Source organism: Erwinia pyri (assembly GCF_030758455.1).
Lineage (GTDB): Bacteria > Pseudomonadota > Gammaproteobacteria > Enterobacterales > Enterobacteriaceae > Erwinia > Erwinia pyri.
This window is the reverse complement of sequence record NZ_CP132353.1, coordinates 1,075,856-1,099,404: the sequence shown is the minus strand read 5'-3', so window position 1 is coordinate 1,099,404 and position 23,549 is coordinate 1,075,856. Positions and strand designations below refer to the sequence as shown.

Sequence of the window (23,549 nt, the reverse complement as noted above, 5' to 3'; positions counted from 1 at the left end):
AGCTACATGGACAGCTTCCTGAATAACACTCTGAGGATAATCAAATCGTCATGACGCGTATGAAATATCTGGTGGCTGCAGCCACGTTGAGCCTGGCATTGGCGGGTTGTTCCGGCTCGAAGGAAACGGTGCCCGACAATCCGCCTTCTGAGATCTATGCCACAGCCCAGCAAAAACTGCAGGACGGTAACTTTAAAGGAGCAATAACGCAACTGGAAGCGCTTGATAACCGCTATCCGTTCGGGCCTTACTCCCAGCAAGTTCAGCTAGACTTGATCTACGCTTACTACAAAAATGCCGATTTGCCGCTGGCGCAGGCCGCGATTGACCGCTTCATGCGTCTTAATCCAACCCACCCGAATATTGATTACGTGATTTATATGCGTGGTCTGACGGATATGGCGCTGGATGACAGCGCACTGCAGGGCTTTTTCGGCATCGACCGCTCTGACCGCGATCCCACGCATGCGCGTGACGCCTTCCATGACTTCTCTCAGCTGCTGCGCGGTTACCCGAACAGCCAGTACGCGACCGACGCCAGAAAGCGTCTGGTCTATCTGAAAGATCGTCTGGCGAAATATGAATTATCCGTTGCTCAATTCTACACTAAGCGCGAGGCTTATGTTGCAGTAGTTAACCGCGTTGAGCAAATGATGAAAGATTATCCGGACACCCAGGCTACCCGCACGGCGCTGCCGCTGATGGAAAATGCTTACCGTCATCTGCAATTGACGGCTGAAGCAGATAAAGTCGCGAAGCTGATTGCGGCGAATCAGGCTTAAGCGTTGTAAACGAAAAATGGCAGCCTGAGGCTGCCATTTTTTATGCTCAGAAAAAGAATGCGTTACCGCCTTGTGTCCTGAGTCATCCCATCAATCATGCCCGCTTAAGTCCCTGCAGACAACCCCCTTTTAAGCAATTACCACCCTACCTCACAGATTTTCCAGACTTGACAAAAAGTGACAAAAAAACGTGATGAGAATCACGCATTAACCCATTTTTCAGGGTATGCTGATCCTACATTCGACGGAAATGACAGAGAGGTAAGCACTATGGTTCTGAACATTACCAGCAAGCACATGGAAATCACTCCGGCTATCCGCCAACATGTCGAAGACCGTCTCGCCAAGCTCGAAAAATGGCAAACAGACCTGATAAAACCCCATATCGTTCTTTCAAAGGAGCCGAAGGAATTTGTCGCTGACGCCACCATCAATACGCCAAATGGCCCGCTGGTAGCCAGCGCGAAACATGCTGATATGTACACCGCCATCAATGACCTCATCGCTAAACTTGAGCGCCAGCTGAACAAGGTTCAGCACAAAGGTGAAGCGCGCCGGGCTAACGCCAGCGTCAAAGACCTGAGCGTTGACTTAAGCGCTGTCGATCAGGAATAAAAAAGCAGCATGAAGATAACGCGCCTCAGGGCGCGTTTTTTATTGACAGCAATAATTTGCAGCGGTTACTTTAAACGCTTGCTGATTCCGGACACCCTAATGAAAACACTGTCGTTCTTCTTCGCCTTCTTTTTTACCTTCCGCTGACCGGGAGGCCATTCGTCGTGTAAGAAACAATGCGAAGACGAACAACAAAGCCTCCCAAGCGGGAGGCTTTTTTTTTATGAACTTCTGACAGGTAGCACTATGACACCCGAAAATCCCCTGCTGGGCCTGCGCGATAAAATCAGCGCGCTGGATGAACAACTGCTGAACTTGCTGGCCCAACGTCGGGCGCTGGCGGTTGAGGTTGCGACGGCAAAGATGGCTACCCATCGCCCTATCCGCGACATCGACCGCGAGCGGGACCTGCTTGAGCATCTCATTACGCTGGGCAAAGAGCATAAGCTGGATGCTCACTACATCACGCGTCTCTTCCAGCTTATTATTGAAGACTCGGTACTGACTCAGCAGGCGCTGCTGCAGAAGCATCTCAATAAAACCGCTTCGCACTCGGCGAGAATCGCCTTTTTGGGTCCGAAAGGCTCCTATTCGCACCTTGCCGCACGCCACTATGCTGCCCGCCATTTTGATAACTTCATTGAAAGCGGCTGCCTGAAGTTTCAGGATATTTTCAGTCAGGTCGAAACCGGCCAGGCTGACTATGCCGTGCTGCCGGTTGAGAATACCAGTTCTGGTTCGATCAACGACGTTTACGATCTGTTGCAGCAGACCAGTCTCTCTATTGTTGGCGAGATGACGCTGCCGATCGATCACTGTGTGCTGATCAATGGCAATACCGATCTGCAGCAAATTGAAACGGTATACAGCCATCCTCAACCTTTCCAGCAGTGCAGCCAGTTCATTAACCGCTACCCGCACTGGAAAATTGAGTACACCGAAAGCACCGCTGCAGCGATGGAAAAAGTCGCGGCGATGAACTCGCCAAAAGTCGCCGCCATTGGCAGCGAGGCTGGCGGTGAACTCTATGGGCTGCAGGTGCTGGAACGTAACCTTGCTAACCAGAAGCAGAATATTACCCGCTTTATTATTCTCGCCAGAAAACCGGTTGAAGTGACCCTGCAGGTGCCAGCCAAAACCACGCTGATTATGGCGACAGGCCAGCAGGCGGGCGCGCTGGTAGAGGCGTTACTGGTACTGCGTCAGCACAACCTGGTAATGAGTAAACTGGAGTCGCGCCCTATCAATGGCAATCCGTGGGAAGAGATGTTCTACATCGATTTCCAGGGTAATTTGCGCTCCGACGCGGTTCAGCAGGCGCTGAAGGAGTTAACGCCCATTACCCGCTCCCTGAAAGTGCTGGGCTGCTATCCAAGCGAAAACGTTATTCCGGTAGAGCCAGAATAGCTTCCCCGCTTACCGTCAGCCGTCGGGTGTGCGGCTGACGCTCGTTTTGCTTTATTGCGTAGAATCAATTTCCCCTGCCTGATTAACGTTATATCATGATGTATATAACGTTAATCAGGAATGTCACATGCTTCGTTCTGTCAGGGCGTCCGCCCTCACCGCTTTACTCTGCTTTATTCCCTTGTGCTCCCAGGCCGCGCGTCAGGTGGTCGATCAGCTCGGTCGTCAGGTGACGATCCCGGATCGTGTCGATCGCGTTGTGGTACTGCAACATCAGACGCTCAATTTGCTCGTCCAACTGGATGCTACCAGCACAATGGTTGGCATTCTGGGTAACTGGAAACAGCAGCTGGGCGAGGGCTATCAGCGCCTGGTGCCCCAGCTTAATTCAATTCCGACGCTGGGCGATCTTACTCATGTGGATGTCGAAAAGCTGGTTGCCCTGCATCCGCAGGTTGTTTTTGTGACCAACTATGCTCCTGAAGAGATGATCGACCAGATCCAGGATCTGGGGATCGCGGTGATTGCCATCTCGCTGCGCAGCGGCGATGCGAAACAGCAGGACAAGCTCAACCCCGAGCTGCAGGATGAAGATCGGGCTTATAATCAGGGCCTGAAAGAGGGGATCAAACTGATCGGCGAAGTTGTTAACCATCAAAAGCAGGCCGATGCTTTAATTAAAGCTACCTTTGATGAGCGTCAGCAGACGGCCGATCGCCTGAAAGCTATCCCACCCGCTCAGCGGATTCGCGCCTATATGGCAAATCCAGATTTAACCACCTACGGTTCCGGGAAATATACCGGCCTGATGATGGCGCATGCTGGCGCCCTCAACGTCGTTGCGGCCACGGTCAAAGGTTATAAACAGGTATCTATGGAGCAGATCGTTGCCTGGAACCCGCAGGTGATCTTTATACAGCATCGTTATCCCCAGGTGATGGATGAGATCAATCAGCAGCCCGCCTGGCAGGCTGTAGATGCGGTAAAAAATCACCGTGTTTATCTGATGCCGGAATATGCCAAAGCCTGGGGATATCCGATGCCGGAAGCGCTGGCGCTGGGCGAGCTGTGGATGGCGAAAAAGCTCTATCCGGAAAGATTCAGCGATATCAATATGCAGAACCGGGCTGACAGCTGGTATCAACGCTTCTACCGTACTCACTATGTTGGCAACAATTGATGCGTAACCTCAGCGTTTTCGCTGCCGGTAGCCTGCGTATTGTCTGGCCTGAATTAATGAGTCTGTTCATGCAGCAGAGCGGTCATACCGTTACTACTGATTATGGCCCTGCCGGTCTGCTTTTACAGCGCATTGAGCAAGGTGAACCCTGCCATCTTTTTGCTTCAGCGAACAGCGCCCATCCGCAAAAGCTACTCGACACAGGACGTGCGCTGGCAACCAGCGTTTTTACGCATAACAGCCTTTGCCTGAGTATTAACCCTACGCTTGCCGCAGAGAAAAGAGAGTGGCTGGATATGCTGCTTGATCCCACCCTGCGCGTGGCAACCTCTACCCCGCTGAGCGATCCTTCTGGCGATTACGCGTGGCAGCTTTTCGGGCTTATTGAAGCAGCTTCCCCGACAAAAGGAGAAGAGCTGAAACGGCGGGCGATGCCGCTGGTTGGCGGACCGGAAAGTCCGGCAGTTCCTGCGGGAAGCATGGCGGCAAGCTGGCTTCTGGAGAGCGGCCAGGCCGATTTGTTTATTGGCTATCAGAGTTACAGCCCGCTGCTGAAGGCAGAAGGCAAAGTGGTCACGCTGACCCTTCCTGCGCCGTGGCAGATTCAGGCCGACTATGCGTTTGCCGTCTGTTCAAAAGAGGCTGAAGCGCTGGGGGAATTTTTACTGACGAAGGCGGCGCAGACTATCTTTTACAGAGCCGGTTTCAGCCGCTAAAGCAAAAGGCCGTTTCCGGCCAAAGCTACTGACGATTATCGTTCGCCTGCCGCAGCAGCGTACGGCTTTCCAGCATAAAGCGCTGGGCGTGATCGCCAAACCAGTGCTCGACTTTGCGGAAGCTGTCGATAAATGCCTGCTTATCGCCCTGCTCCAGCAGCTTAATCGCCTCGCCAAACCGCTGATAGTAACGCTTGATCAGGGCAAGGTTGCTTTCCGAAGACATAATGATGTCTGCGTAGAGCTGAGGATCCTGTGCAAAGAGCCGGCCGACCATCGCCAGCTCCAGACGGTAGATCGGGGATGAGAGCGCCAGCAGCTGATCAAGCTGTACATTCTCTTCAGCCAGATGTAACCCGTAAGCAAAGGTGGCAAAGTGGCGCAGCGCCTGAATAAAGGCCATGTTTTGATCGTGCTCCACCGCACTGATGCGATGTAAACGCGCGCCCCAGACCTGAATCTGCTCCAGCAGCCACTGGTACGCCTCCGGCTGACGGCCATCACACCAGACGACCACCTGCTTGGCCAGGCTGCCGCTGTCCGGACCAAACATCGGATGCAGACCCAACACCGGCCCGCTGTGGGCAGCCAGCATGGCCTGAAGCGGACCATTTTTCACCGAAGCCAGATCGACCAGAATACAGTCCTCTGGCAACGGTGGCAGGCTGCCAATGACCTGTTCTGTGAGATGAATTGGCACGCTGATGATCACCATTCCGGCATCCGCCAGCATGCTCTCCGCCTGTGCCCACTCTTCCTGGTCGAGGATCCTGACCTGATAGCCAGAGAGGGTGAGCATCTTTTCAAACAGTCGCCCCATCTGTCCTTTACCGCCGACAATCACCACCGGACGAAGTTCGGGATTCAGCGTTTTGAAGCCTTTGTCATTCTCGCTCGAGTAGGATTCACGCATCACCCGGCGTAAAACATCTTCGATTAAATCAGGCGGTACGCCAAGCAGCTCCGCCTCTTTGCGCCGTGAAGCGAGCATTGAGGCTTCACGTTCAGGTACATAAATCGGTAGTCCATAACGGCTTTTCACTTCGCCGACTTCAGCGACGAGGTTCAGCCGTTTGGCCAGCAGATCGAGCAGCGCTTTATCAACTTCATCAATTTGATCGCGTAGCGCGGTCAGTTCAGCCACCATAACTACTCCTTTACGACAGACGCGCCGCCAGTACGCCGTTCAGATCCTGATGGATTTCCCGCAGCAGGGTTTCCGTGGTTTCCCAGTTGATACAGGCGTCCGTTACGGAAACACCGTAGCGCATCTCTGCTTTAGGCTGCTCGGAAGACTGGTTGCCTTCATGGAGATGGCTTTCCAGCATCAGACCCATAATTGAACGGTTGCCATCTTTGATCTGCGCTACGGCAGATTCAGCCACACCGGACTGACGACGGAAATCTTTATTAGAATTGCCATGGCTGCAATCTATCATCAAGGAGGGACGGAGTCCCGCCTGGCGCATCTCTTTTTCACACTGCGCTACATCTTCCGGCCCGTAATTAGGGGTTTTGCCGCCGCGCAGAATAACGTGCCCATCAGGATTCCCCTGGGTCTGCAACAGGCACACCTGACCGCTCTGGTTAATCCCCACAAAACGGTGCGGCATTGCAGCGGCACGCATTGCATTGATTGCGGTACCAAGGCTGCCATCGGTGCCGTTTTTAAAGCCAACCGGCATGGAGAGGCCAGAGGCCATTTCGCGGTGAGTTTGCGACTCCGTGGTACGCGCACCAATGGCTGACCAGCTGAAGAGATCGCCCAGGTACTGCGGGCTGTTAGGATCAAGCGCTTCTGTGGCTAATGGCAGCCCCATTTCGACCAGGTCCAGCAACAGACGGCGGGCAATATGCAGCCCCGCTTCCATATCAAAGGAGTTATCCATGTAGGGATCGTTGATTAACCCTTTCCAGCCCACCGTAGTGCGAGGTTTTTCAAAGTAGACGCGCATAACGATATAGAGCTGATCCTTCAGCTGTTCAGAGAGAGTTTTCAGATGACGGGCATAGTCGAGCGCGGCTTCAGTATCGTGAATGGAACAGGGACCACATACCACCAGCAAACGGTGATCTTTACCGCTGGTAATATCGGCGATGGTCTGGCGTGAGGCCGCAATCTGCGCTTCCAGAGCCGGATTCAACGGAAACTGTTTTTTTAACTCTTCTGGCGTAATTAAAATCTGCTCGCCAGCGATATGAACATTGTTCAGCGCGTCTTTTTGCATGATGGTCATCCTGTTTCTCTCAATATGCGTAAGTCATCCCTCGGTGGGGTGAGAGTTACTGTACCAGAAAAGGTACATAACTCAACGGTCATATGTACACCTTTCTTACCAAGAATAAACATCAAGCCAAAATTTCAGATAAAATCAAATATAAACAATAATTTAAAAAAACATCAGCTTTATAACACTTGCGATAAATGTAAATATAATTTTACACACGCAATGCTTTCAGTGCTGTCTCCACTCACTTAAAACCTTAACCGCAGTTTTTTGTGATCAGGAAATTCTTTTATGAAGTGAAATTAAGCAGAAAATTGCTTCCTCATGGTTGAGTAATAAACCTATGCTAGAGATAAATAAGAGCTATTTACGAGGGAGTGTAAGAGATGCAGATCATTTTACGACCTTATCAGGATGAGGATGCAGAAGCGTTCGCCTGCGCAGTTAATGCCTCACTGGATACGCTTCGTCCCTGGCTTCTGTGGGCGCATGCCGGGTTCACGCCCGCAGAAGCTCGCCAGTGGTTCAGCATTACGCATCTGCTGAGAAACAAAGGTGAAGCCAATGAGCTGGGGCTGTTTGCTGAGGATGGACGTCTGCTGGGTGGAGCGGGTTTGCGCTACTCCAGAGAGCAGCCCGATCATTGCTCCATTGGTTACTGGGTGCGTAGCAGCGAACAGCGTCAGGGGATAGCGAGCTATGCTGTCCGCCATCTGGTGGAGCTGGCGTGGCAAAGCCCGGAGAGGAAGGTGGTGGAAATTTTGGCCGTAGAGGAGAATATGGCCAGCCGTCAGGTCGCAATACGTTGTGGTGCTGACTTCAAAGGGATCAAATATGGCCTGATTGTGCTGGAGAGCGGACCGGTCAATACCGCGATTTACCATTTTCATCGCCAGGAATAGCGCTCCACCCGAACCAACATCTTTTTGCTTAACCTGAACAGGAAATGATAATGACCGTCCCCCTTCGTATTGCTCTTGTAGGCGATTACCGCGCTACGGCAGTTGCTCATCAGGCGATCCCTTCGGCAATCCAGATTGCGGCTGAGGCTACAGGCCTGACAGTTTCTGCCGACTGGCTGGCAACAAAGTCTGTAAACGATATTGCCGCACTGAAGGATTTTGATGCAGTTTGGGTCGTGCCCGGTAGCCCGTATGAAAATGATACCGGCGCTTTCCTCGCAATTACTTATGCGCGCGAGAACAACATTCCTTTTCTGGGGTCGTGCGGAGGGTTTCAATACGCGCTGGTAGAATATGCCCGTAACGTTATGGGCTGGGCAGATGCAGCATATGCCGAAACCCAGAGTGAAGGCCGTATCGTTATCTCCCCTCTCAGTTGTTCACTGGTTGAGAAATCCGGGGATATACGTATCAAGCCCGATTCGCTGATCGCCCGTGCTTACAACAAGCTCACTACGCAAGAAGGCTATCACTGTAATTTTGGCGTAAACCCGGAATTTGCTACTCAACTGGCAGATTATCCGTTACGCATTACCGCCTGGGATCTTGAAGGAGACGTGCGCGGAATTGAACTTCCGGACCATAAGTTTTTCGTCGCCACGCTGTTCCAGTCTGAACGCGCAGCTTTAAAGAATGAACTCTCGCCGCTGGTCGTTGCTCTGTTGAAAGCGGCTGCAGAGTGATTTTTTGACCACTTCTGGCTGATGGCAGGCATAAAAAAAGGGGCCAACCTTCCGGCTGCCCCCTTGTTCGCTATTAACTTAAGAAGCTGCTTTAGCGCCCAGACGTTCTTTGATACGTGCAGACTTACCAGTACGCTCACGCAGGTAGTACAGTTTGGCCTTACGTACGGCGCCACGGCGTTTCACAGCAATGCTGTCGATAACCGGTGAGTGAGTCTGGAATACACGCTCAACACCTTCGCCGTTAGAAATCTTACGAACAGTGAATGCAGAGTGCAGACCGCGGTTACGAATAGCGATAACCACGCCCTCGAATGCCTGCAGACGTTTCTTAGAACCTTCAACGACCCATACTTTCACTTCCACGGAATCACCCGGACGGAATGAAGGTACGTCCTGTTTCATCTGCTCTTGTTCAATTTGCTTGATAATGTTGCTCATAATTAAATCTCTTATCCTGGGTAAACTGATATTCAGGCGCCCGACTATCGTCGCGCATGCCCATCATCGTTATGTTGCCTGCTGAATTCCCGCTGGAACTCTTTCAGCAACCTTGCTTGCTCTTCAGTCAGAGCCAGGTTTTCCAGAAGTTCAGGTCTTCTTAGCCAGGTACGGCCCAGCGACTGTTTCAGGCGCCACCGGCGGATTTCAGCATGATTTCCCGACAGCAGAACTGGCGGTACCTCCATACCTTCTAACACTTCAGGTCGGGTGTAGTGTGGGCAATCCAGCAAGCCATCAGAAAATGAATCTTCCTCGGCTGACGCCTGCTTGCCCAATACGCCGGGTATAAACCGGGCGACCGAGTCAATCAGCGTCATCGCTGGCAGCTCTCCACCGCTGAGTACGTAATCCCCAATCGACCACTCTTCATCGATTTCGGTTTTGATTACGCGCTCATCAATCCCTTCATAGCGACCACATACCAGAATAATTTTCTGGTTAGTCGCCAGTTCGCAAACGCCGTTTTGATCGAGTTTGCGCCCCTGAGGTGAAAGATAAATCACCTTTGCACCTTCTCCTGCCGCCGCTTTTGCTGCGTGGATGGCATCCCGTAAAGGTTGAACCATCATAAGCATTCCCGGTCCGCCGCCGTATGGACGTTCATCCACGGTACGGTGCCGGTCATGAGCGAAATCACGAGGACTCCAACTCTGAATGCTGAGCAGGCCATTTTTTACTGCCCGGCCGGTTACTCCGTAATCGGTAATCGCACTGAACATCTCAGGAAACAGGCTGATAATGCCAATCCACATTGATGGCGCCATACCGTTTTTACCGGAGCTCAAAAACCAGGATCCCAATCTACTTCAATGGTGCCGGTAGTGAGATCGACATTCTTGATAACCTGTCCATCAAGGAACGGAATAAGCCGCTCCTTCGCACCGAATGCATCCTTCAGGTTAGCCTGCACGACGAGAACGTCGTTTGAACCGGTTTCCATCAACTCTGTGACTTTACCCAGTTCATAGCCTTCAGTGGTGACAACCTGGCAACCGATAAGGTCTTTCCAGTAGTAGTCTCCGCTCTCCAGCGCTGGCAGCTGCTCAGAATCCACGACAATTTCGCAATTAGTCAGCAGACCGGCAGTATCACGATCGTCAATGCCTTTGACTTTGATGATCATGTCCTGATTGTGGCGCTTCCAGCCTTCCAGCTCGACAAGCTGCCATTGACCCGCACGTTGGATAAACCACGGCTGATAGTCAAAAATGCTTTCGGCATCTTCGGTGGAGGAAAACACTTTGAGCCAACCACGGATACCGTAGGCAGATCCCATCTTCCCTAAAATTAAAGGGCTGGCAGGAGACTGCGCGGCGAGTTGCTTGCTCATGTTGACCACCGTGACAGATTAAGCTGCTTTCTTAGCTTCTTTGATCAGCGCACCAACGCGATCAGAGAGAGTAGCGCCCTGGCCAACCCAGTGCTCAATGCGGTCCAGATCCAGACGCAGTGCTTCAGCCTGACCAGATGCGATCGGGTTGAAGAAACCAACGCGCTCGATAAAGCGACCGTTGCGAGCATTACGGCTGTCAGTGACGACTACCTGGTAGAATGGACGCTTTTTAGCGCCGTGACGTGCCAAACGAATTGTTACCATAACATCCTCTTGAGTTAATAAAACACCCGGGCCCCATTGAGGGAACGGGGCCCGGATGCAATATAAAAAGCCCGAAAATTTTACTCATTTTGGCGCAAAAAGCAATCTAATTCGCCAAAGTGCTTTTCCGGCTGCATTAACGGCCCGGGAAGCCTGGCGGCATCATACCTTTCATGCCGCGCATCATCTTCGCCATACCGCCCTTCTTCATCTTCTTCATCATGCGCTGCATGTCGTCAAACTGCTTGAGTAAGCGGTTAACGTCCTGCACCTGCATACCTGAACCTGTTGCAATGCGGCGCTTGCGGGAGCCTTTAATGATCTCCGGCTTTTCACGCTCTTTGCGCGTCATGGAGTTAATCATCGCTTCCATCCGCACCAGCACTTTGTCATCCATCTGTGACTTCACGTTATCCGGCAGCTGCCCCATGCCCGGCAGTTTGCCCATCAGGCTGGCCATGCCGCCCATGTTGCGCATCTGCTTGAGCTGGTCAAGGAAGTCGTTCAGGTCGAAACCGTCGCCCTTTTTAAGCTTGCTGGCGAGTTTTTCCGCCTGCGCACGGTCAACCTTGCTCTCGATATCTTCGATCAGCGACAGGACGTCGCCCATGCCGAGAATACGCGAGGCAATACGCTCCGGGTAAAACGGCTCCAGGGCTTCGGTTTTTTCACCCACACCCATGAATTTAATCGGCTTGCCGGTTATCTGACGAATCGACAGCGCAGCACCGCCACGGGCGTCACCATCCACTTTCGTCAGGATCACCCCGGTCAACGGCAGCGCTTCGTTAAACGCTTTAGCGGTATTTGCCGCATCCTGACCGGTCATGGCATCGACTACAAACAGCGTTTCTACCGGATTGATCGCAGCGTGAACCTGTTTGATTTCATCCATCATCGCTTCGTCTACGTGCAGACGACCAGCGGTATCCACCAGCAGCACGTCGTAGAACTTAAGCTTAGCCTGCTGCAGTGCGCCCTTGACGATATCAACCGGCTTCTGGCTGAGATCGGAGGGACAGAAATCGACGCCAACCTGTTCGGCCAGCGTTTCCAGCTGTTTGATCGCCGCCGGGCGATAAACGTCGGCAGAGACGACCAGCACTTTCTTTTTGTGCTTTTCGCGCAGGAATTTACCCAGTTTACCGACGCTGGTGGTTTTACCCGCACCCTGCAAACCGGCCATCAGAACGACGGCAGGCGGCTGAGCGGCCAGGTTGAGCGTGTTGTTCTCCGCGCCCATTGCCACAACCAGTTCGTTCTGGACAATCTTCACGAACTCCTGACCCGGCGTCAGGCTTTTATTCACATCCTGACCTACCGCCCGCTCTTTTACGCGGTTGATAAAGTCACGCACGACCGGCAGCGCAACGTCCGCCTCAAGTAACGCCATGCGCACTTCGCGCAGCGTATCCTTAATGTTGTCTTCGGTCAGCCGTCCACGGCCACTGATATTGCGCAGGGATTGCGACAATCTGTCGGTTAAATTATCAAACATCGTCTCTCGCTCAACGTAATGAGAGGTCGCCAGGCGACACAATGGGACGGATTATAACATGAAGCCGCTGCGATCTCAGCCATCTGCGATGAGATCGTTTGGAGCCTGCAGCCGCTGGCGCTATACTGATTTTTTTCTTCTTTGGCTGGTACCTGACAACATTTATGTCCGTTTTCGCGATTCTGGCGCTACTCGCCTACTCCTTCAGCCTCGCTTTGATTATCCCCAGCCTGCTGCGCAAGCAGAGTGCATGGCGTCGTCTGGCGGTGATCTCCGCGATTATTGCGCTGATTTGCCACGCTGTGGCGCTGCAACAGCGTATTTTTGCCTTCGACAGTGGTCAGAACCTGAGCCTGCTGAACATTGGCTCGCTGGTCAGCCTGCTGATTTGCGCCATTATGACTATTGTTGCCTCGCGCAACCGGGGATGGATGCTGCTGCCGATTGTTTACAGCTTTGCGCTGATCAATCTGGCGTTTGCCACTTTTGTGCCTAATGCTTTTATCACCCATCTGGAAACGACTCCGGGCATGATGGTGCATATTGGCCTGGCGCTTTTTGCTTATGCGACGCTGATTATTGCGGCGCTTTATGCCCTGCAGCTGGCGTGGATTGACTATCTGCTTAAGAATAAAAGGCTGGCGTTCAATAACGACATTCCTCCGCTGATGACCATCGAGCGCAAGATGTTCCACATCACTCAGGTAGGTGTGGTGCTGCTGACGCTGGTGTTATGCACCGGTCTGTTCTATATGCACGATCTTTTCAGCCGCGAGAATGTGGATAAAGCAGTGTTGTCGATTCTTGCCTGGTTTGTTTATATCGTTTTGCTTTGGGGCCACTATCATGAAGGCTGGCGCGGCCGTCGTGTTGCCTGGTTCAACTGCGGCGGCGCTTTTCTGCTGACGATGGCCTATTTTGGTAGCCGGATGCTGCAGCACTTCCTGACCTCCTGACCCTTCACTACAAGGAACTCCCCTGTTGGAACATGTTTCAACCACCACACTGATCATCACGCTGGTCATTATGGTTCTGGTTTCGGCCTACTTCTCAGGTTCCGAAACCGGCATGATGACTCTTAACCGCTATAAGCTTCGTCATCAGGCTAAAAACGGAGATCGCGCCGCCCGTCGGGTTGAGAAACTGCTGCGCCGGCCAGACCGTTTAATCAGCCTGGTGCTGATTGGCAACAACCTGGTCAACATTCTCGCTTCCGCGCTGGCGACCATTGTAGGAATGCGCCTGTATGGCGATGCGGGCGTGGCCATCGCGACCGGCATTCTGACCTTTGCCGTGCTGGTCTTTGCCGAAGTGCTGCCAAAAACCATCGCCGCGCTTTACCCGGAGAAAGTGGCTTTCCCAAGCAGCGTGCTGCTGGGGCCGTTACAGATTGTGATGATGCCGCTGGTCTGGCTGCTGAACACCATTACCCGCATGCTGATGAAGATGGTAGGGATTAGAAGCGATGGTGCCATCAGCGGCGCGCTGAACAAAGATGAGCTGCGCACGCTGGTTTATGAGTCACGTTCGCTGATGTCCCGCCGCAATCAGGATATGCTTCTGTCGGTACTCGACCTCGAAAAAGTCAACGTCGATGACATCATGGTGCCGCGCAATGAGATTGTGGGTATCAATATCAATGATGACTGGAAATCGATCGTTCGTCAGCTTACCCACTCTCCGCATGGGCGTATCGTGCTCTATCGCGACTCGCTGGACGATACCATCAGCATGCTGCGCGTGCGCGAAGCCTACCGGTTGATGACCGAGAAAAAAGAGTTTACCAAAGAGGTGATGCTGCGGGCGGCGGATGAGATTTACTACGTACCGCAAGGCACACCGCTTAATGTGCAGCTGGTTAAATTCCAGCGCAATAAGAAAAAAGTCGGGCTGGTTGTTGATGAGTATGGCGACATCAAGGGGCTGGTGACTATCGAAGATATTCTTGAGGAGATCGTGGGCGACTTCACCACCTCCATGTCACCAACGCTTGCGGAAGAGGTTGTGCCGCAGAACGATGGCTCCGTACTGATCGAAGGGAGCGCGAATATTCGGGAACTGAATAAGGCCTTTAACTGGCTGCTGCCAGAAGATGAAGCGCGAACCGTGAACGGCATGATTCTGGAAGCGATCCAGGATATTCCGTTACCGGACACCACCGTAACCATTGGCCACTACGCGATTGATATTCTGGATGTACAGGAGAATATGATTAAGCAGGTGCGGATTACGCCAAAGCAACCGTTGAAAGAGTCGGTAGGTTCTTAAACGTTGAGGGCGGGAGTACCGCCCTCACCAGAGCATCAGCCAGTTTCCCCGCTTCTGCCAGGGGCGAGCGTTCCGCCCCATCAAAACTAGATGTGCAGTTCCTGCAGCTTATCTTTCGGCAGCGCCAGTTCATCGTTGTGGTTAACGCGAATGTCGTTGTCGATGATATGACGCGCAATATCCTGCGCCTCATCTAAAGAGTGCATCTCAAACGTGCCGCACTGATATTCATTCAGTTCAGGGATCTTGCGCTGATCGCTTACTTTCAGCACGTCCTGCATCGCCTCTTTCCAGGCTTTGGCCACACGCTGCTCATCTGGCGTACCGATCAGGCTCATATAGAAGCCGGTACGGCAACCCATAGGGGAGATGTCGATGATCTCCACGCCATCACCATTCAGATGGTTACGCATAAAGCCAGCAAACAGGTGTTCCAGCGTATGGATACCACGCTCTGGCATTACCTCTTTGTTTGGCTTGCAGAAACGCAGATCGAAAACGGTAATGGTATCGCCATGAGGAGTGTTCATGGTCTTAGCAACACGAACCGCAGGAGCCGCCATGATAGTGTGATCGACGGTAAAGCTATCCAGCAATGGCATGTGGTTACCTCAACTAATAAATTTATTTTGAAAAAAGTGAAACTTTCTCTGTCGTGCCCGGTCTGAATCTATGAAAGACGCGCATTTTGTTATCATCATCCCTGACAACAGAGATGTTATTTTGGCCACAGCAATGTGGCCATTTTCTTTTCTTAACTGCGACTCTTTAAAAAGTCTTCAAAGCTAAGCGTATCACTTTCTTCAATTTCCTGCTGATTAACGTTTGAACGTACGGCTTCCTGTTCGAAATCCGTCTCGGTCAAAATCTCAAGCTGCTCTTCCGCTAACTGATGTCGGTACTGTTCCGACAGCGCCAGGCCCGTGCCGCCAATGCCGTTCTCTTTTAATGCCGTCAGGAAACGCGCTGAATAGGTTAAATCGGGATCGTCAAAAGAGGCAACCAGACGGTCACACACTTCCTGATAGTGATGAGCGCCCTGCTGACCATCCAGCGTCTCCGCTACGCGACGCAAATCTGCAAACAGCTCTTTACCAACTTCAGCAAGCGGATGTTGCGCTTCGTCGCAGCCAATGCCCAGCAGCAGCCCCGGTTTACGTCCTTCCAGTATCACCCTGTTCCAGTTTGCCCGCGTACAGAGCAGTTCATCGCTGCTCATCTCTGGCGCATCGGCCAGCGCGCACCACACCAGGAAGAGATCCAGGAAGCGTACCTGATTCTCATCCACGCCAATTGGCGAGAAGGGGTTGATGTCCAGTGAACGAACTTCAATGTACTCAATGCCGCCACGCAGTAAGGCATCCGAGGGATTTTCACCGGAGCGGGTTACGCGTTTAGGACGAATTGGCGCATAGAGCTCATTCTCAATCTGCAGGACGTTGGTATTAAGCTGCAGCCAGTTACCCTGCTCATCCTTCACTCCCATCTCAGCATAGGCTTCTGAAGGCGTTTTGATCGCTGCCTTCAGCGCCTTCACATAATCAGGCAGATTATTGAAGGTAATGCCAAGCCCGCTCTGCGATTTATTGGTGTAGCCCAAATCACTCAGGCGCAGAGAGGTGGCGTAAGGCAGATAAAGCATGCCTTTATCCGTTTTCTCAAACGGCAGCTTCGTCTCCTTGCCCTGCAGGAAAGAGGAGCAGATTGCCGGAGAGGCGCCAAACAGGTAGGGAATGACCCAACCAAAACGATAGTAGTTACGGATCAGACGCAGATAGCCTTCAGAGATCGCCTCCTGACCGCTCTTCTCATCTTTCACATCCGCCCAGGCTTGCCAGAAGGAGATGGGCAGGGAGAAGTTATAGTGCACGCCAGAGATGACCTGCATCAGTGCGCCGTAACGGTTTTTTAAGCCTTCACGGTAAAGCGTTTTCATTTTGCCGATATTTGAACTGCCGTACTGCGCCAGCTCAATACTGTCACTCTCTTCAATCAGGCACGGCATGCTCATTGGCCACATGCGCTCCTCGCCCAAGTCACGGGAGACGTGACGATGGATATCACGCAGAAATGCCAGCAGATGGTCGATATCTTTATCAACCGGCGTGATAAATTCGAGCAGCGTTTCCGCAAAATCGGTGGTTATCCACTTGTGCGTTAAAGCTGAGCCAAGAGATTTCGGGTGCCCGGTGGTCGCCAGATGACCATCTGGTCTGACGCGCAGCGTTTCGCGTTCAATACCGCGACCAATACCTTTTAATGCGTCAGGATGAGCTTCCAGCCAGGAAAGCGCCTGTGATACGTCCGGGATCAAATTGACCTCCCGCTCGGAGAAAAATTTATTATTGTTTAGCATAATGTTAACCGTAGCGCCGATTATTCACGAATCAATGCCACCATTCCATGCCCTGAAGTGTTGCGTATGCCAGCGCTACGTAGCGCAGGGTCTTACCCACAGCAAGAAAAATCACCGTGGGAAGCCAGGCAAAACGAAGCCAGCCAGCGAGAACGCATAGCAGATCGCCAATCACTGGCAACCAGCTAAGTAGCAGCGCAGCAGGCCCCCATCGGTGCAGCCACGCCGTTGCTGTGTCATGCCATCGCCCCTGCTGCTTTACCGGCAGCCAGCGGCCAATGATAATATTTGTCAAACCGCCCAGCGTGTTACCGAGTGCGGCAATGATAATAATGCCACTCATTGAGACTTTTCCTGCCATCAGCAGGCTGACCAGCAGCAGTTCTGAACTGCCCGGCAATAAAGTCGCACTGAGAAAACTGCTGGCGAACATGGACCCATAGGCGAGCCAGTCACTCACAGCAGGCGAACATCCACATAATCCATCCCCGCTGCTTTTGCCGCCTGGATACCAAAATCAGCATCTTCAAACACCACGCAGCGCGCTGGCGTGACGTTCATCAACTCTGCACAGCGTATAAAGGTTTCAGGTTCAGGTTTATGCTGCGTAACGTCATCTGCGCCCACAATCACATCAAAGTATGATCGCAGTCCCAGATGCTGCAACAACGCTTCTGCCATTGCATGCTCGCTACCGGTGCCTACTGCCATAGGCAAACGCCCCTTATAGGCTTTAACCACCTCTATCAGCGGGAGCGGACGCACGGTATCGAAAAGCATCTCTTTCAATGCCGCCGTTTTTTCCGCTGCCAGCGTATGGGGATCCAGGTTGCTCTGATGACCGGCAATGATCACTTCTGCAATCCGCCAGGTTGGCGAACCATTCAGCCCAATCACTGCCCGCTCATCAAACTGCAAACCGTGACGAGCCAGAACCTCATGCCAGGCTTTACGGTGGGTAGGCTCCGTGTCCAGAATGGTGCCATCCATATCGAAGATTAAGCCTTCATATCCGTCATACATCCCGATCTTCCTCCCTGCTCCAGCGAACAATTACTTTAGCGTAAAGCGGTTCACTTGTCGCTGTTGGCATGGATCCACAAATGCCTTGAATTACATAGGGATTTTCATTATCAGAATTTGGCGTGAGATAAAGCTCAGAGAGAATAAGCGGCGGTCGCCTTTATAAAAACACTATATATCATAAGGTTATTGTGGATAACAAAAGCAGGAGATCTTTTCAGGGGATTTACTGAGAGGAGGCAGAAGAAAATTTATTAAAAAAGATTGTGACCAGATTCTTTAAATATGGTGCATCCAGAAGGATTATTCGGCTTCGCCTCACCCTGACGGGCCGTTGCTAAGGCAACGTTATCATCCTTAGTGCTGGCTTCAACTGCTTACTACTCTGCCAGAACTCTGTTGCGACCAGATTTATTAAATATGGTGCATCCAGGAGGATTCGAACCTCCGACCGCTCGGTTCGTAGCCGAGTACTCTATCCAGCTGAGCTATGGATGCAAGGATAAAACATGGGGATAACGCAATAAATCTGAGGTAATACAGCAGAAATTCATGCTCGTTCTTAAGAACGCTTTCACTTCTCAAATTTTCAAAATATGGTGCATCCAGGAGGATTCGAACCTCCGACCGCTCGGTTCGTAGCCGAGTACTCTATCCAGCTGAGCTATGGATGCAGGGGTAAAACGTGGAGAGATAACGCGACAAACCTGAGGAGATACAGAAGAAACTAATTGTCGTTCTTAAGAACGCTTTCACTTCTCAAAATATGGTGCATCCAGGAGGATTATTCGGCTTCGCCTCACCCTTTCGGGCCGTTGCTGATGCAACGTTATCATCCTTTGTGCTGGCGGTAAGAATTTATTACTTTGCCAGTACAGCGGTGCTGCCAACTTTTCAAAATATGGTGCATCCAGGAGGATTCGAACCTCCGACCGCTCGGTTCGTAGCCGAGTACTCTATCCAGCTGAGCTATGGATGCATTTCAAATTTTGGTATAACGCAGGGGTGCTAACGACTCACCGTGATACAGGCTACTAACACTGCATCGGTACTACTTACAAAACAAGAAAAACGCTACCGGTCGATGTTGCCTGCCAGTAATGTTTGCTTCTCATCCTGCAGAAGAGAGCGCATCCAGGAAGATGAATTTGCGTTGCCCTGTCCTGAATGGATGGTGTCAATGCGCTGTCATTTCCTTTGTACTAACCAAAAGCCGAGAGTGCTTTTGCCTGTACAGTGGTGCTGCTAACTTCTTAAACATGGTGCATCCAGGAGGATTATTCGGCTTCGCCTCACCCTTGCGGGCCGTTGCTAAAGCAACGTTATCATCCTTCGTGCTGGCTTCAACTGCTTACTACTCTGCCAGAACTCTGTTGCGACCAGATTTATTAAATATGGTGCATCCAGGAGGATTCGAACCTCCGACCGCTCGGTTCGTAGCCGAGTACTCTATCCAGCTGAGCTATGGATGCAAATGGCGGTGAGGCGGGGATTCGAACCCCGGATGCAGCTTTTGACCGCATACTCCCTTAGCAGGGGAGCGCCTTCAGCCTCTCGGCCACCTCACCATACGCACTCTTGCGAGTTGTGCTGCTGAACTTGATAACTGCTCATCGGCACTGCGTGGCGCACATATTACTTTCCCGCACTTATAAGTCAAACAATTTTTCCCCTTACGTGTTTGATTGCACACTTCCCACGCAATCCGGGTATTTTGGCGACAAAAAGAGTGATTTATCAACAATGAGGTCTGCGTTGGGACGCAATAAATACCACGAAGAAAATCGCGGCAGAGAACATTGCAGGGGGAGAAAAGAGAAGAAATGCAGAAAGAAGGGGGAAAACCGGTAGCGCCTCGCTATGGTTAGCGAGGCGCTGGATCCGTTAGTAACTTGTTTGCTGAGTTTTTTCGGCCTGGATGCGCTGATAGATCTCTTCGCGATGAACCGAAACTTCTTTAGGGGCGTTCACACCAATGCGAACCTGGTTCCCTTTCACTCCCAGCACCGTTACAGTCACCTCATCTCCGATCATGAGGGTTTCACCAACTCGACGAGTTAGAATAAGCATTCTTTGCTCCTTGAAAGATTAAAAGAGTCGGGTTAACGGGCGCCCGGCATTATCCATCATATAACGCTAAATGTAGACTATGACAAATACACTACAAGTGCATCAACACACCAATACATTCTGCTGATACTTAGTTTAGCCGAAATACACACTGCTAACCTGACTTTGTGTTTTTTAAGATCGCACCTGACCTGAAGGCGCGATGAGCCACTCTCACCGCCCCTTCAACGTGCATTTTTTATTGTGTTACAGTTTGGCCGCCACCCAGGATTCAACGCCAGCAAGAGCCGCAGGCAGAGCCTGAGCATCACTGCCGCCCGCCTGGGCCATATCAGGACGTCCACCGCCTTTTCCGCCAACCTGCTGAGCCAGCTGGCCCACCAGTTCGCCTGCCTTAACCCGATCGGTTAAATCTTTGGTGACGCCAGCGATCAGTGAAACTTTCCCATCCGCCACGGTAGCCAGCACGATGATGGCTGATTTTAACTGATTCTTCAGCTCATCGACCATGGTGCGCAACATCTTCGGTTCGACGTTGCTCAGTTCGCTGACCAGCAACTTCGTTCCTTTGACCTCGATAGCTTTGCTGCTCAGCGAGGCGCTCTCCTGCGCAGCCTGCTGATCTTTAAGCTGCTGCAGTTCCCTCTCAAGTCCGCGTACGTGATCAATCATCCCACGCACCTTTTCGCTGAGGTTACTGTTGTTGGCTTTGATCAGATGAGCAATTTCCTGCAGCTGTTCATTTTGCGCATACATCTGTCCCAGCGCACGTTCGCCGGTCACCGCTTCAATACGACGCACACCAGCAGCCGTACCTGACTCAGAAAGAATGCGGAACAAACCAATATCGCCAGTGCGGCTGGCATGGGTGCCGCCACAAAGTTCGGTGGAGAAATCCCCCATGCTCAATACGCGCACGTGGTCATCATACTTCTCGCCGAACAGCGCCATAGCACCCTGTGCTTTAGCGGTTTCCAGCTCCATGACATTGGTTTCAATGGCCAGGTTACGACGGATCTGAGCGTTAACGATCTCCTCGACCTGACGGATCTCCTGAGGCTTCATCGCTTCAAAATGCGAGAAGTCAAAGCGCAGATATTTGTCGTTAACCAGAGAGCCTTTCTGCCCTACATGATGCCCCAGAACCTGACGCAGTGCAGCATGTAACAGGTGGGTTGCAGAGTGATTCAGACGAATTCGCGCCCGGCGAGCCTCATCAACCTGCGCGGCAACGCGGTCGCCTACACGCAGCTGGCCTGCAGTCAGCTTGCCGGTGTGGCCAATGGCCTGACCATATTTCTGGGTATCCGTGACGCTGAACAAGGCGTTGTTACCCTTTAGTTCGCCGGTGTCGCCCACCTGGCCGCCAGATTCACCATAGAATGGCGTTTCATCCAGTACGATAACCCCTTCCTGGCCCGCAGAAATTTCTGTAGCAGGTTTACCCTCGACAAAAATAGCGGTTACAGCGGCATTCAGCGCCAGTTGGTCGTAGCCTTTGAAAGCGGAAGCCGCATCGATGCTGATCACTGAGCTGTAGTCCGCGCCAAAACCGCTCGCCTCACGCGCACGCTGGCGCTGCTGCTCCATCGCTTTTTCGAAGCCAGCTTCATCAATTTTCAGGTTCCGCTCGCGGCAGACGTCCGCCGTCAGGTCAGCCGGGAAACCGAAGGTGTCATACAGGCGGAAAACGGTTTCGCCATCCAGCGTATCGCCCTGCAGTTTCTCCAGCTCTTCGTCCAGCAGCGCCAGACCGCGCTCAAGCGTTTTCGCAAACTGCTCCTCTTCCGTCTTCAGGATCTGCTCGACATGGGACTGCTGATTTTTCAGCTCCTCGCCAGCAGCGTCCATCACCGCAATTAACGGCCCAACCAGTTTCCAGAAGAAGGTGCCCTGCGCGCCCAGCATGTTGCCATGTCGAATGGCGCGACGAATGATACGGCGCAGCACGTAGCCACGGTTTTCATTGGAAGGAATAACGCCATCGGCAATCAGGAACGCGCAGGAACGAATATGATCCGCAATTACGCGCAGTGATTTGCTGGTTAAATCTGTTGCACCGGTCACTTCCGCTACCGATTTGATCAGCTTCTCAAACAGGTCGATTTCATAGTTGGAATTAACGTGTTGCAGTACAGCGGAGATGCGCTCCAGCCCCATTCCGGTATCGACGGAAGGTTTAGGCAGCGGCAGCATGGTACCGTCTGGCTGACGGTTGAACTGCATAAAGACGATGTTCCAGATCTCGATATAGCGATCGCCATCCTCTTCTGCGCTGCCCGGAGGGCCGCCCCAGATATGGTCGCCATGATCGAAGAAAATCTCGGAGCAGGGACCGCAAGGGCCGGTATCGCCCATCTGCCAGAAGTTATCGGACGCGTAGGCGCTGCCCTTGTTGTCACCGATGCGGATAATGCGTTCGCGCGGGACACCAACCTCTTTTTCCCAGATGTCGAAGGCTTCGTCATCCGTTTCGTACACGGTCACCCACAGCTTCTCTTTCGGCAGGTTAAACCACTGCTCACCGGTCAGCAGTTCCCATGCAAAGCCAATCGCCTCACGCTTGAAATAGTCGCCAAAGCTGAAGTTGCCCAGCATTTCAAAAAAGGTATGGTGACGGGCGGTATACCCTACGTTTTCCAGATCGTTATGCTTCCCGCCCGCACGTACGCAGCGCTGGGAAGTTGTGGCGCGGGAATAGCTACGCTTATCCTGGCCCAGGAAAACATCTTTGAACTGGTTCATACCGGCGTTGGTAAACAGTAACGTCGGATCATTAGTCGGGACGAGGGAGCTACTGGCTACAACCTGATGTCCCTTGCTCTGGAAAAAGTCGAGAAACGCCTGGCGAATCTCCGCAGTGCTCTTGCTCATAATTGTCCTGGAATCACGCTAACGAATGTCTCGTGGGTCTTACTACGCCAGAAGGGTCACCCTGTGCTGGCAACTCACGAACAAAAAGTGGTGAATAAGATAAATTTTCTTCGGTGGGAAGTAAAATCCCATCGGCGGTCATTCATCAAAATTTGAGAAAATGGCGCGAATATCTTCGGAAAAGAAGCCTTTCGTCATCAGATAGCGTTGTACTTTGGCTTTTTCCTTCCAGTCGCTGGGCAGGGGCAGGCCAAACTTGCGTTCTGCCACCTCAAAAGCCTGACGCGTCCAGTCAATTTCGCAACTGGCCAGCACCTCATCCGTCAGCGCCTTGTCGATGCCCTTTTGTCCCAGCTCCATACGAATACGCTGCGGGCCATAGCCTTTCCGGCTGCGGCTGGCAACAAACCTTTCGGCGAAATGCGCATCATCCAGGTAGCGGTTTTCGTAGCACCAGGCCACTACCCTGTCTATCTGCTCGGGCGTAATCTGTTCAGGTTCCTGCGATTTATTTTTAGCGTAGAGCGCCGCCCGCTCGGCCGACAGCGCCAGCTTGCGGCGAAACTCCATTTCGCTGTGATCGCGCATAGCCAGGATGCGCATTGCCCTGTCCAGCAGGCGTGTGAACTGGCTGCGTTCGGTGGATTCAGACATCTTGCTCCACGAGTTTTCAGGTTAACGTAAGGGTGAAGAGATAAGGGTAGCGAGGATTAAGGCAGGAAACAAAAAAAGGAACGGGTTTTCACCCGTTCCTTTTTTCCATCTGACCCGTTTTACCGGTGGTCA

At 52.2% G+C, this 23,549-nt stretch carries 24 protein-coding genes, 5 tRNA genes and 1 other annotated feature; of the genes, 10 read left to right on the top strand and 19 right to left on the bottom strand.

Features of this window, described 5'->3' with window-relative positions; genetic code table 11:
- Nucleotides 1-50 precede the first annotated feature (50 nt).
- The 6 genes from bamD to Q3V30_RS05135 all read left to right on the top strand — a co-directional run bounded on the left by bamD (nt 51) and on the right by Q3V30_RS05135 (nt 4,700).
- Complete coding sequence (gene bamD, locus Q3V30_RS05155; RefSeq protein WP_306211151.1) at nt 51-782, top strand: outer membrane protein assembly factor BamD; 732 nt, start codon at nt 51-53, stop codon at nt 780-782.
- A 270-nt stretch (nt 783-1,052) separates the two neighbouring features.
- Entirely contained in the window at nt 1,053-1,397 is a 345-nt protein-coding gene (gene raiA, locus Q3V30_RS05150) for a ribosome-associated translation inhibitor RaiA (RefSeq protein ID WP_306211149.1), read from the top strand.
- Between the two features lie 98 nt (nt 1,398-1,495).
- Nucleotides 1,496-1,620 (top strand) — a sequence feature (Phe leader region).
- Entirely contained in the window at nt 1,497-1,544 is a 48-nt protein-coding gene (locus Q3V30_RS22730; protein ID WP_428979250.1) for a hypothetical protein, read from the top strand. Its footprint overlaps the feature before it by 48 nt.
- A gap of 23 nt (nt 1,621-1,643) precedes the next feature.
- The gene (gene pheA, locus Q3V30_RS05145; RefSeq protein WP_306211147.1) at nt 1,644-2,804 is read left to right on the top strand and encodes a bifunctional chorismate mutase/prephenate dehydratase; all 1,161 of its coding nucleotides are present in this window, start codon (nt 1,644-1,646) and stop codon (nt 2,802-2,804) included.
- Nucleotides 2,805-2,931: 127 nt separating this feature from the next.
- Nucleotides 2,932-3,984, top strand: a complete 1,053-nt coding sequence (locus Q3V30_RS05140; protein WP_306211145.1) for an ABC transporter substrate-binding protein — start codon at nt 2,932-2,934, stop codon at nt 3,982-3,984.
- Nucleotides 3,984-4,700, top strand: coding sequence for a substrate-binding domain-containing protein (locus tag Q3V30_RS05135; RefSeq protein WP_306211143.1), 717 nt, complete (start codon nt 3,984-3,986; stop codon nt 4,698-4,700). Before Q3V30_RS05140 ends, Q3V30_RS05135 begins: the two co-directional genes overlap by 1 nt.
- A 25-nt stretch (nt 4,701-4,725) precedes the next feature.
- Here the strand turns inward: Q3V30_RS05135 and tyrA are convergent, their stop codons facing one another.
- The gene (tyrA, locus tag Q3V30_RS05130) at nt 4,726-5,847 is read right to left on the bottom strand and encodes a bifunctional chorismate mutase/prephenate dehydrogenase (protein WP_306211141.1); all 1,122 of its coding nucleotides are present in this window, start codon (nt 5,845-5,847) and stop codon (nt 4,726-4,728) included.
- A gap of 10 nt (nt 5,848-5,857) precedes the next feature.
- Entirely contained in the window at nt 5,858-6,928 is a 1,071-nt protein-coding gene (locus Q3V30_RS05125) for a 3-deoxy-7-phosphoheptulonate synthase (RefSeq protein ID WP_306211138.1), read from the bottom strand.
- 386 nt (nt 6,929-7,314) lie between these two features.
- On the opposite strand from Q3V30_RS05125, the gene Q3V30_RS05120 reads away from it, so the two are divergent.
- Together Q3V30_RS05120 and Q3V30_RS05115 are read left to right on the top strand one after the other, a co-directional pair.
- Nucleotides 7,315-7,830 (top strand): GNAT family N-acetyltransferase, encoded by a 516-nt coding sequence (locus Q3V30_RS05120; RefSeq protein WP_306211136.1) that lies wholly within the window; start codon nt 7,315-7,317, stop codon nt 7,828-7,830.
- 50 nt (nt 7,831-7,880) lie between these two features.
- On the top strand, nt 7,881-8,573 hold the full coding sequence (locus Q3V30_RS05115) for a CTP synthase C-terminal region-related (seleno)protein (protein ID WP_306211134.1): 693 nt from the start codon (nt 7,881-7,883) through the stop codon (nt 8,571-8,573).
- A 78-nt stretch (nt 8,574-8,651) separates the two neighbouring features.
- Here the strand turns inward: Q3V30_RS05115 and rplS are convergent, their stop codons facing one another.
- The 5 genes from rplS to ffh all read right to left on the bottom strand — a co-directional run bounded on the left by rplS (nt 8,652) and on the right by ffh (nt 12,172).
- A complete protein-coding gene (rplS, locus tag Q3V30_RS05110; RefSeq protein WP_024965502.1) occupies nt 8,652-9,014 on the bottom strand; it encodes a 50S ribosomal protein L19 in 363 nt (120 codons plus the stop codon).
- Nucleotides 9,015-9,058: 44 nt separating this feature from the next.
- On the bottom strand, nt 9,059-9,829 hold the full coding sequence (trmD, locus tag Q3V30_RS05105; RefSeq protein WP_428979249.1) for a tRNA (guanosine(37)-N1)-methyltransferase TrmD: 771 nt from the start codon (nt 9,827-9,829) through the stop codon (nt 9,059-9,061).
- A gap of 29 nt (nt 9,830-9,858) precedes the next feature.
- A complete protein-coding gene (gene rimM / locus Q3V30_RS05100) occupies nt 9,859-10,407 on the bottom strand; it encodes a ribosome maturation factor RimM (protein WP_306211130.1) in 549 nt (182 codons plus the stop codon).
- Nucleotides 10,408-10,425: 18 nt separating this feature from the next.
- A complete protein-coding gene (rpsP, locus tag Q3V30_RS05095; protein ID WP_124234201.1) occupies nt 10,426-10,674 on the bottom strand; it encodes a 30S ribosomal protein S16 in 249 nt (82 codons plus the stop codon).
- Between the two features lie 136 nt (nt 10,675-10,810).
- Nucleotides 10,811-12,172 (bottom strand): signal recognition particle protein, encoded by a 1,362-nt coding sequence (gene ffh, locus Q3V30_RS05090; protein WP_306211126.1) that lies wholly within the window; start codon nt 12,170-12,172, stop codon nt 10,811-10,813.
- A 164-nt stretch (nt 12,173-12,336) separates the two neighbouring features.
- Between ffh and Q3V30_RS05085 the strand changes: the two genes are divergently transcribed.
- Nucleotides 12,337-13,128, top strand: a complete 792-nt coding sequence (locus tag Q3V30_RS05085; protein ID WP_306211124.1) for a cytochrome C assembly family protein — start codon at nt 12,337-12,339, stop codon at nt 13,126-13,128.
- Nucleotides 13,129-13,153: 25 nt separating this feature from the next.
- A complete protein-coding gene (locus Q3V30_RS05080) occupies nt 13,154-14,440 on the top strand; it encodes an HlyC/CorC family transporter (protein ID WP_306211122.1) in 1,287 nt (428 codons plus the stop codon).
- 86 nt (nt 14,441-14,526) lie between these two features.
- Here the strand turns inward: Q3V30_RS05080 and luxS are convergent, their stop codons facing one another.
- From luxS to Q3V30_RS05020, 12 genes are all read right to left on the bottom strand, one after another.
- The gene (gene luxS, locus Q3V30_RS05075) at nt 14,527-15,042 is read right to left on the bottom strand and encodes an S-ribosylhomocysteine lyase (RefSeq protein ID WP_306211120.1); all 516 of its coding nucleotides are present in this window, start codon (nt 15,040-15,042) and stop codon (nt 14,527-14,529) included.
- Nucleotides 15,043-15,194: 152 nt separating this feature from the next.
- The gene (gshA, locus tag Q3V30_RS05070) at nt 15,195-16,796 is read right to left on the bottom strand and encodes a glutamate--cysteine ligase (protein WP_306211117.1); all 1,602 of its coding nucleotides are present in this window, start codon (nt 16,794-16,796) and stop codon (nt 15,195-15,197) included.
- Nucleotides 16,797-16,827: 31 nt separating this feature from the next.
- Nucleotides 16,828-17,256, bottom strand: a complete 429-nt coding sequence (locus Q3V30_RS05065) for a YqaA family protein (protein WP_306211115.1) — start codon at nt 17,254-17,256, stop codon at nt 16,828-16,830.
- Nucleotides 17,253-17,819 (bottom strand): fructose-1-phosphate/6-phosphogluconate phosphatase, encoded by a 567-nt coding sequence (gene yqaB, locus Q3V30_RS05060; protein WP_306211113.1) that lies wholly within the window; start codon nt 17,817-17,819, stop codon nt 17,253-17,255. Before yqaB ends, Q3V30_RS05065 begins: the two co-directional genes overlap by 4 nt.
- A gap of 421 nt (nt 17,820-18,240) precedes the next feature.
- Nucleotides 18,241-18,317, bottom strand: a tRNA-Arg gene (locus tag Q3V30_RS05055).
- Between the two features lie 99 nt (nt 18,318-18,416).
- Nucleotides 18,417-18,493 (bottom strand) — tRNA-Arg (locus Q3V30_RS05050).
- Nucleotides 18,494-18,721: 228 nt separating this feature from the next.
- Nucleotides 18,722-18,798: transfer RNA gene (locus tag Q3V30_RS05045), tRNA-Arg, on the bottom strand.
- Between the two features lie 416 nt (nt 18,799-19,214).
- A tRNA-Arg gene (locus Q3V30_RS05040) sits at nt 19,215-19,291 on the bottom strand.
- 3 nt (nt 19,292-19,294) lie between these two features.
- A tRNA-Ser gene (locus Q3V30_RS05035) sits at nt 19,295-19,387 on the bottom strand.
- A gap of 316 nt (nt 19,388-19,703) precedes the next feature.
- Entirely contained in the window at nt 19,704-19,889 is a 186-nt protein-coding gene (gene csrA, locus Q3V30_RS05030) for a carbon storage regulator CsrA (protein WP_004155916.1), read from the bottom strand.
- Nucleotides 19,890-20,135: 246 nt separating this feature from the next.
- Nucleotides 20,136-22,763, bottom strand: coding sequence for an alanine--tRNA ligase (gene alaS / locus Q3V30_RS05025; protein WP_306211067.1), 2,628 nt, complete (start codon nt 22,761-22,763; stop codon nt 20,136-20,138).
- Nucleotides 22,764-22,901: 138 nt separating this feature from the next.
- Nucleotides 22,902-23,417, bottom strand: a complete 516-nt coding sequence (locus Q3V30_RS05020; RefSeq protein WP_306211066.1) for a regulatory protein RecX — start codon at nt 23,415-23,417, stop codon at nt 22,902-22,904.
- Between the last annotated feature and the right edge of the window lie 132 nt (nt 23,418-23,549).

What these genes read in the sequence shown, in the direction of transcription:
- rpsP (WP_124234201.1), bottom strand. Translation starts at nt 10,674, where the DNA reads ATGGTAACAATTCGTTTGGCACGTCACGGCGCTAAAAAGCGTCCATTC.
- luxS (WP_306211120.1), bottom strand. Translation starts at nt 15,042, where the DNA reads ATGCCATTGCTGGATAGCTTTACCGTCGATCACACTATCATGGCGGCT.
- Q3V30_RS05085 (WP_306211124.1), top strand. Translation starts at nt 12,337, where the DNA reads ATGTCCGTTTTCGCGATTCTGGCGCTACTCGCCTACTCCTTCAGCCTC.
- Q3V30_RS05115 (WP_306211134.1), top strand. Translation starts at nt 7,881, where the DNA reads ATGACCGTCCCCCTTCGTATTGCTCTTGTAGGCGATTACCGCGCTACG.
- trmD (WP_428979249.1), bottom strand. Translation starts at nt 9,829, where the DNA reads ATGTGGATTGGCATTATCAGCCTGTTTCCTGAGATGTTCAGTGCGATT.
- gshA (WP_306211117.1), bottom strand. Translation starts at nt 16,796, where the DNA reads ATGCTAAACAATAATAAATTTTTCTCCGAGCGGGAGGTCAATTTGATC.
- csrA (WP_004155916.1), bottom strand. Translation starts at nt 19,889, where the DNA reads ATGCTTATTCTAACTCGTCGAGTTGGTGAAACCCTCATGATCGGAGAT.
- raiA (WP_306211149.1), top strand. Translation starts at nt 1,053, where the DNA reads ATGGTTCTGAACATTACCAGCAAGCACATGGAAATCACTCCGGCTATC.
- ffh (WP_306211126.1), bottom strand. Translation starts at nt 12,172, where the DNA reads ATGTTTGATAATTTAACCGACAGATTGTCGCAATCCCTGCGCAATATC.
- pheA (WP_306211147.1), top strand. Translation starts at nt 1,644, where the DNA reads ATGACACCCGAAAATCCCCTGCTGGGCCTGCGCGATAAAATCAGCGCG.
- Q3V30_RS05125 (WP_306211138.1), bottom strand. Translation starts at nt 6,928, where the DNA reads ATGCAAAAAGACGCGCTGAACAATGTTCATATCGCTGGCGAGCAGATT.
- yqaB (WP_306211113.1), bottom strand. Translation starts at nt 17,819, where the DNA reads ATGTATGACGGATATGAAGGCTTAATCTTCGATATGGATGGCACCATT.
- rimM (WP_306211130.1), bottom strand. Translation starts at nt 10,407, where the DNA reads ATGAGCAAGCAACTCGCCGCGCAGTCTCCTGCCAGCCCTTTAATTTTA.
- rplS (WP_024965502.1), bottom strand. Translation starts at nt 9,014, where the DNA reads ATGAGCAACATTATCAAGCAAATTGAACAAGAGCAGATGAAACAGGAC.
- Q3V30_RS05135 (WP_306211143.1), top strand. Translation starts at nt 3,984, where the DNA reads ATGCGTAACCTCAGCGTTTTCGCTGCCGGTAGCCTGCGTATTGTCTGG.
- Q3V30_RS05020 (WP_306211066.1), bottom strand. Translation starts at nt 23,417, where the DNA reads ATGTCTGAATCCACCGAACGCAGCCAGTTCACACGCCTGCTGGACAGG.
- bamD (WP_306211151.1), top strand. Translation starts at nt 51, where the DNA reads ATGACGCGTATGAAATATCTGGTGGCTGCAGCCACGTTGAGCCTGGCA.
- Q3V30_RS05120 (WP_306211136.1), top strand. Translation starts at nt 7,315, where the DNA reads ATGCAGATCATTTTACGACCTTATCAGGATGAGGATGCAGAAGCGTTC.
- alaS (WP_306211067.1), bottom strand. Translation starts at nt 22,763, where the DNA reads ATGAGCAAGAGCACTGCGGAGATTCGCCAGGCGTTTCTCGACTTTTTC.
- Q3V30_RS05140 (WP_306211145.1), top strand. Translation starts at nt 2,932, where the DNA reads ATGCTTCGTTCTGTCAGGGCGTCCGCCCTCACCGCTTTACTCTGCTTT.
- tyrA (WP_306211141.1), bottom strand. Translation starts at nt 5,847, where the DNA reads ATGGTGGCTGAACTGACCGCGCTACGCGATCAAATTGATGAAGTTGAT.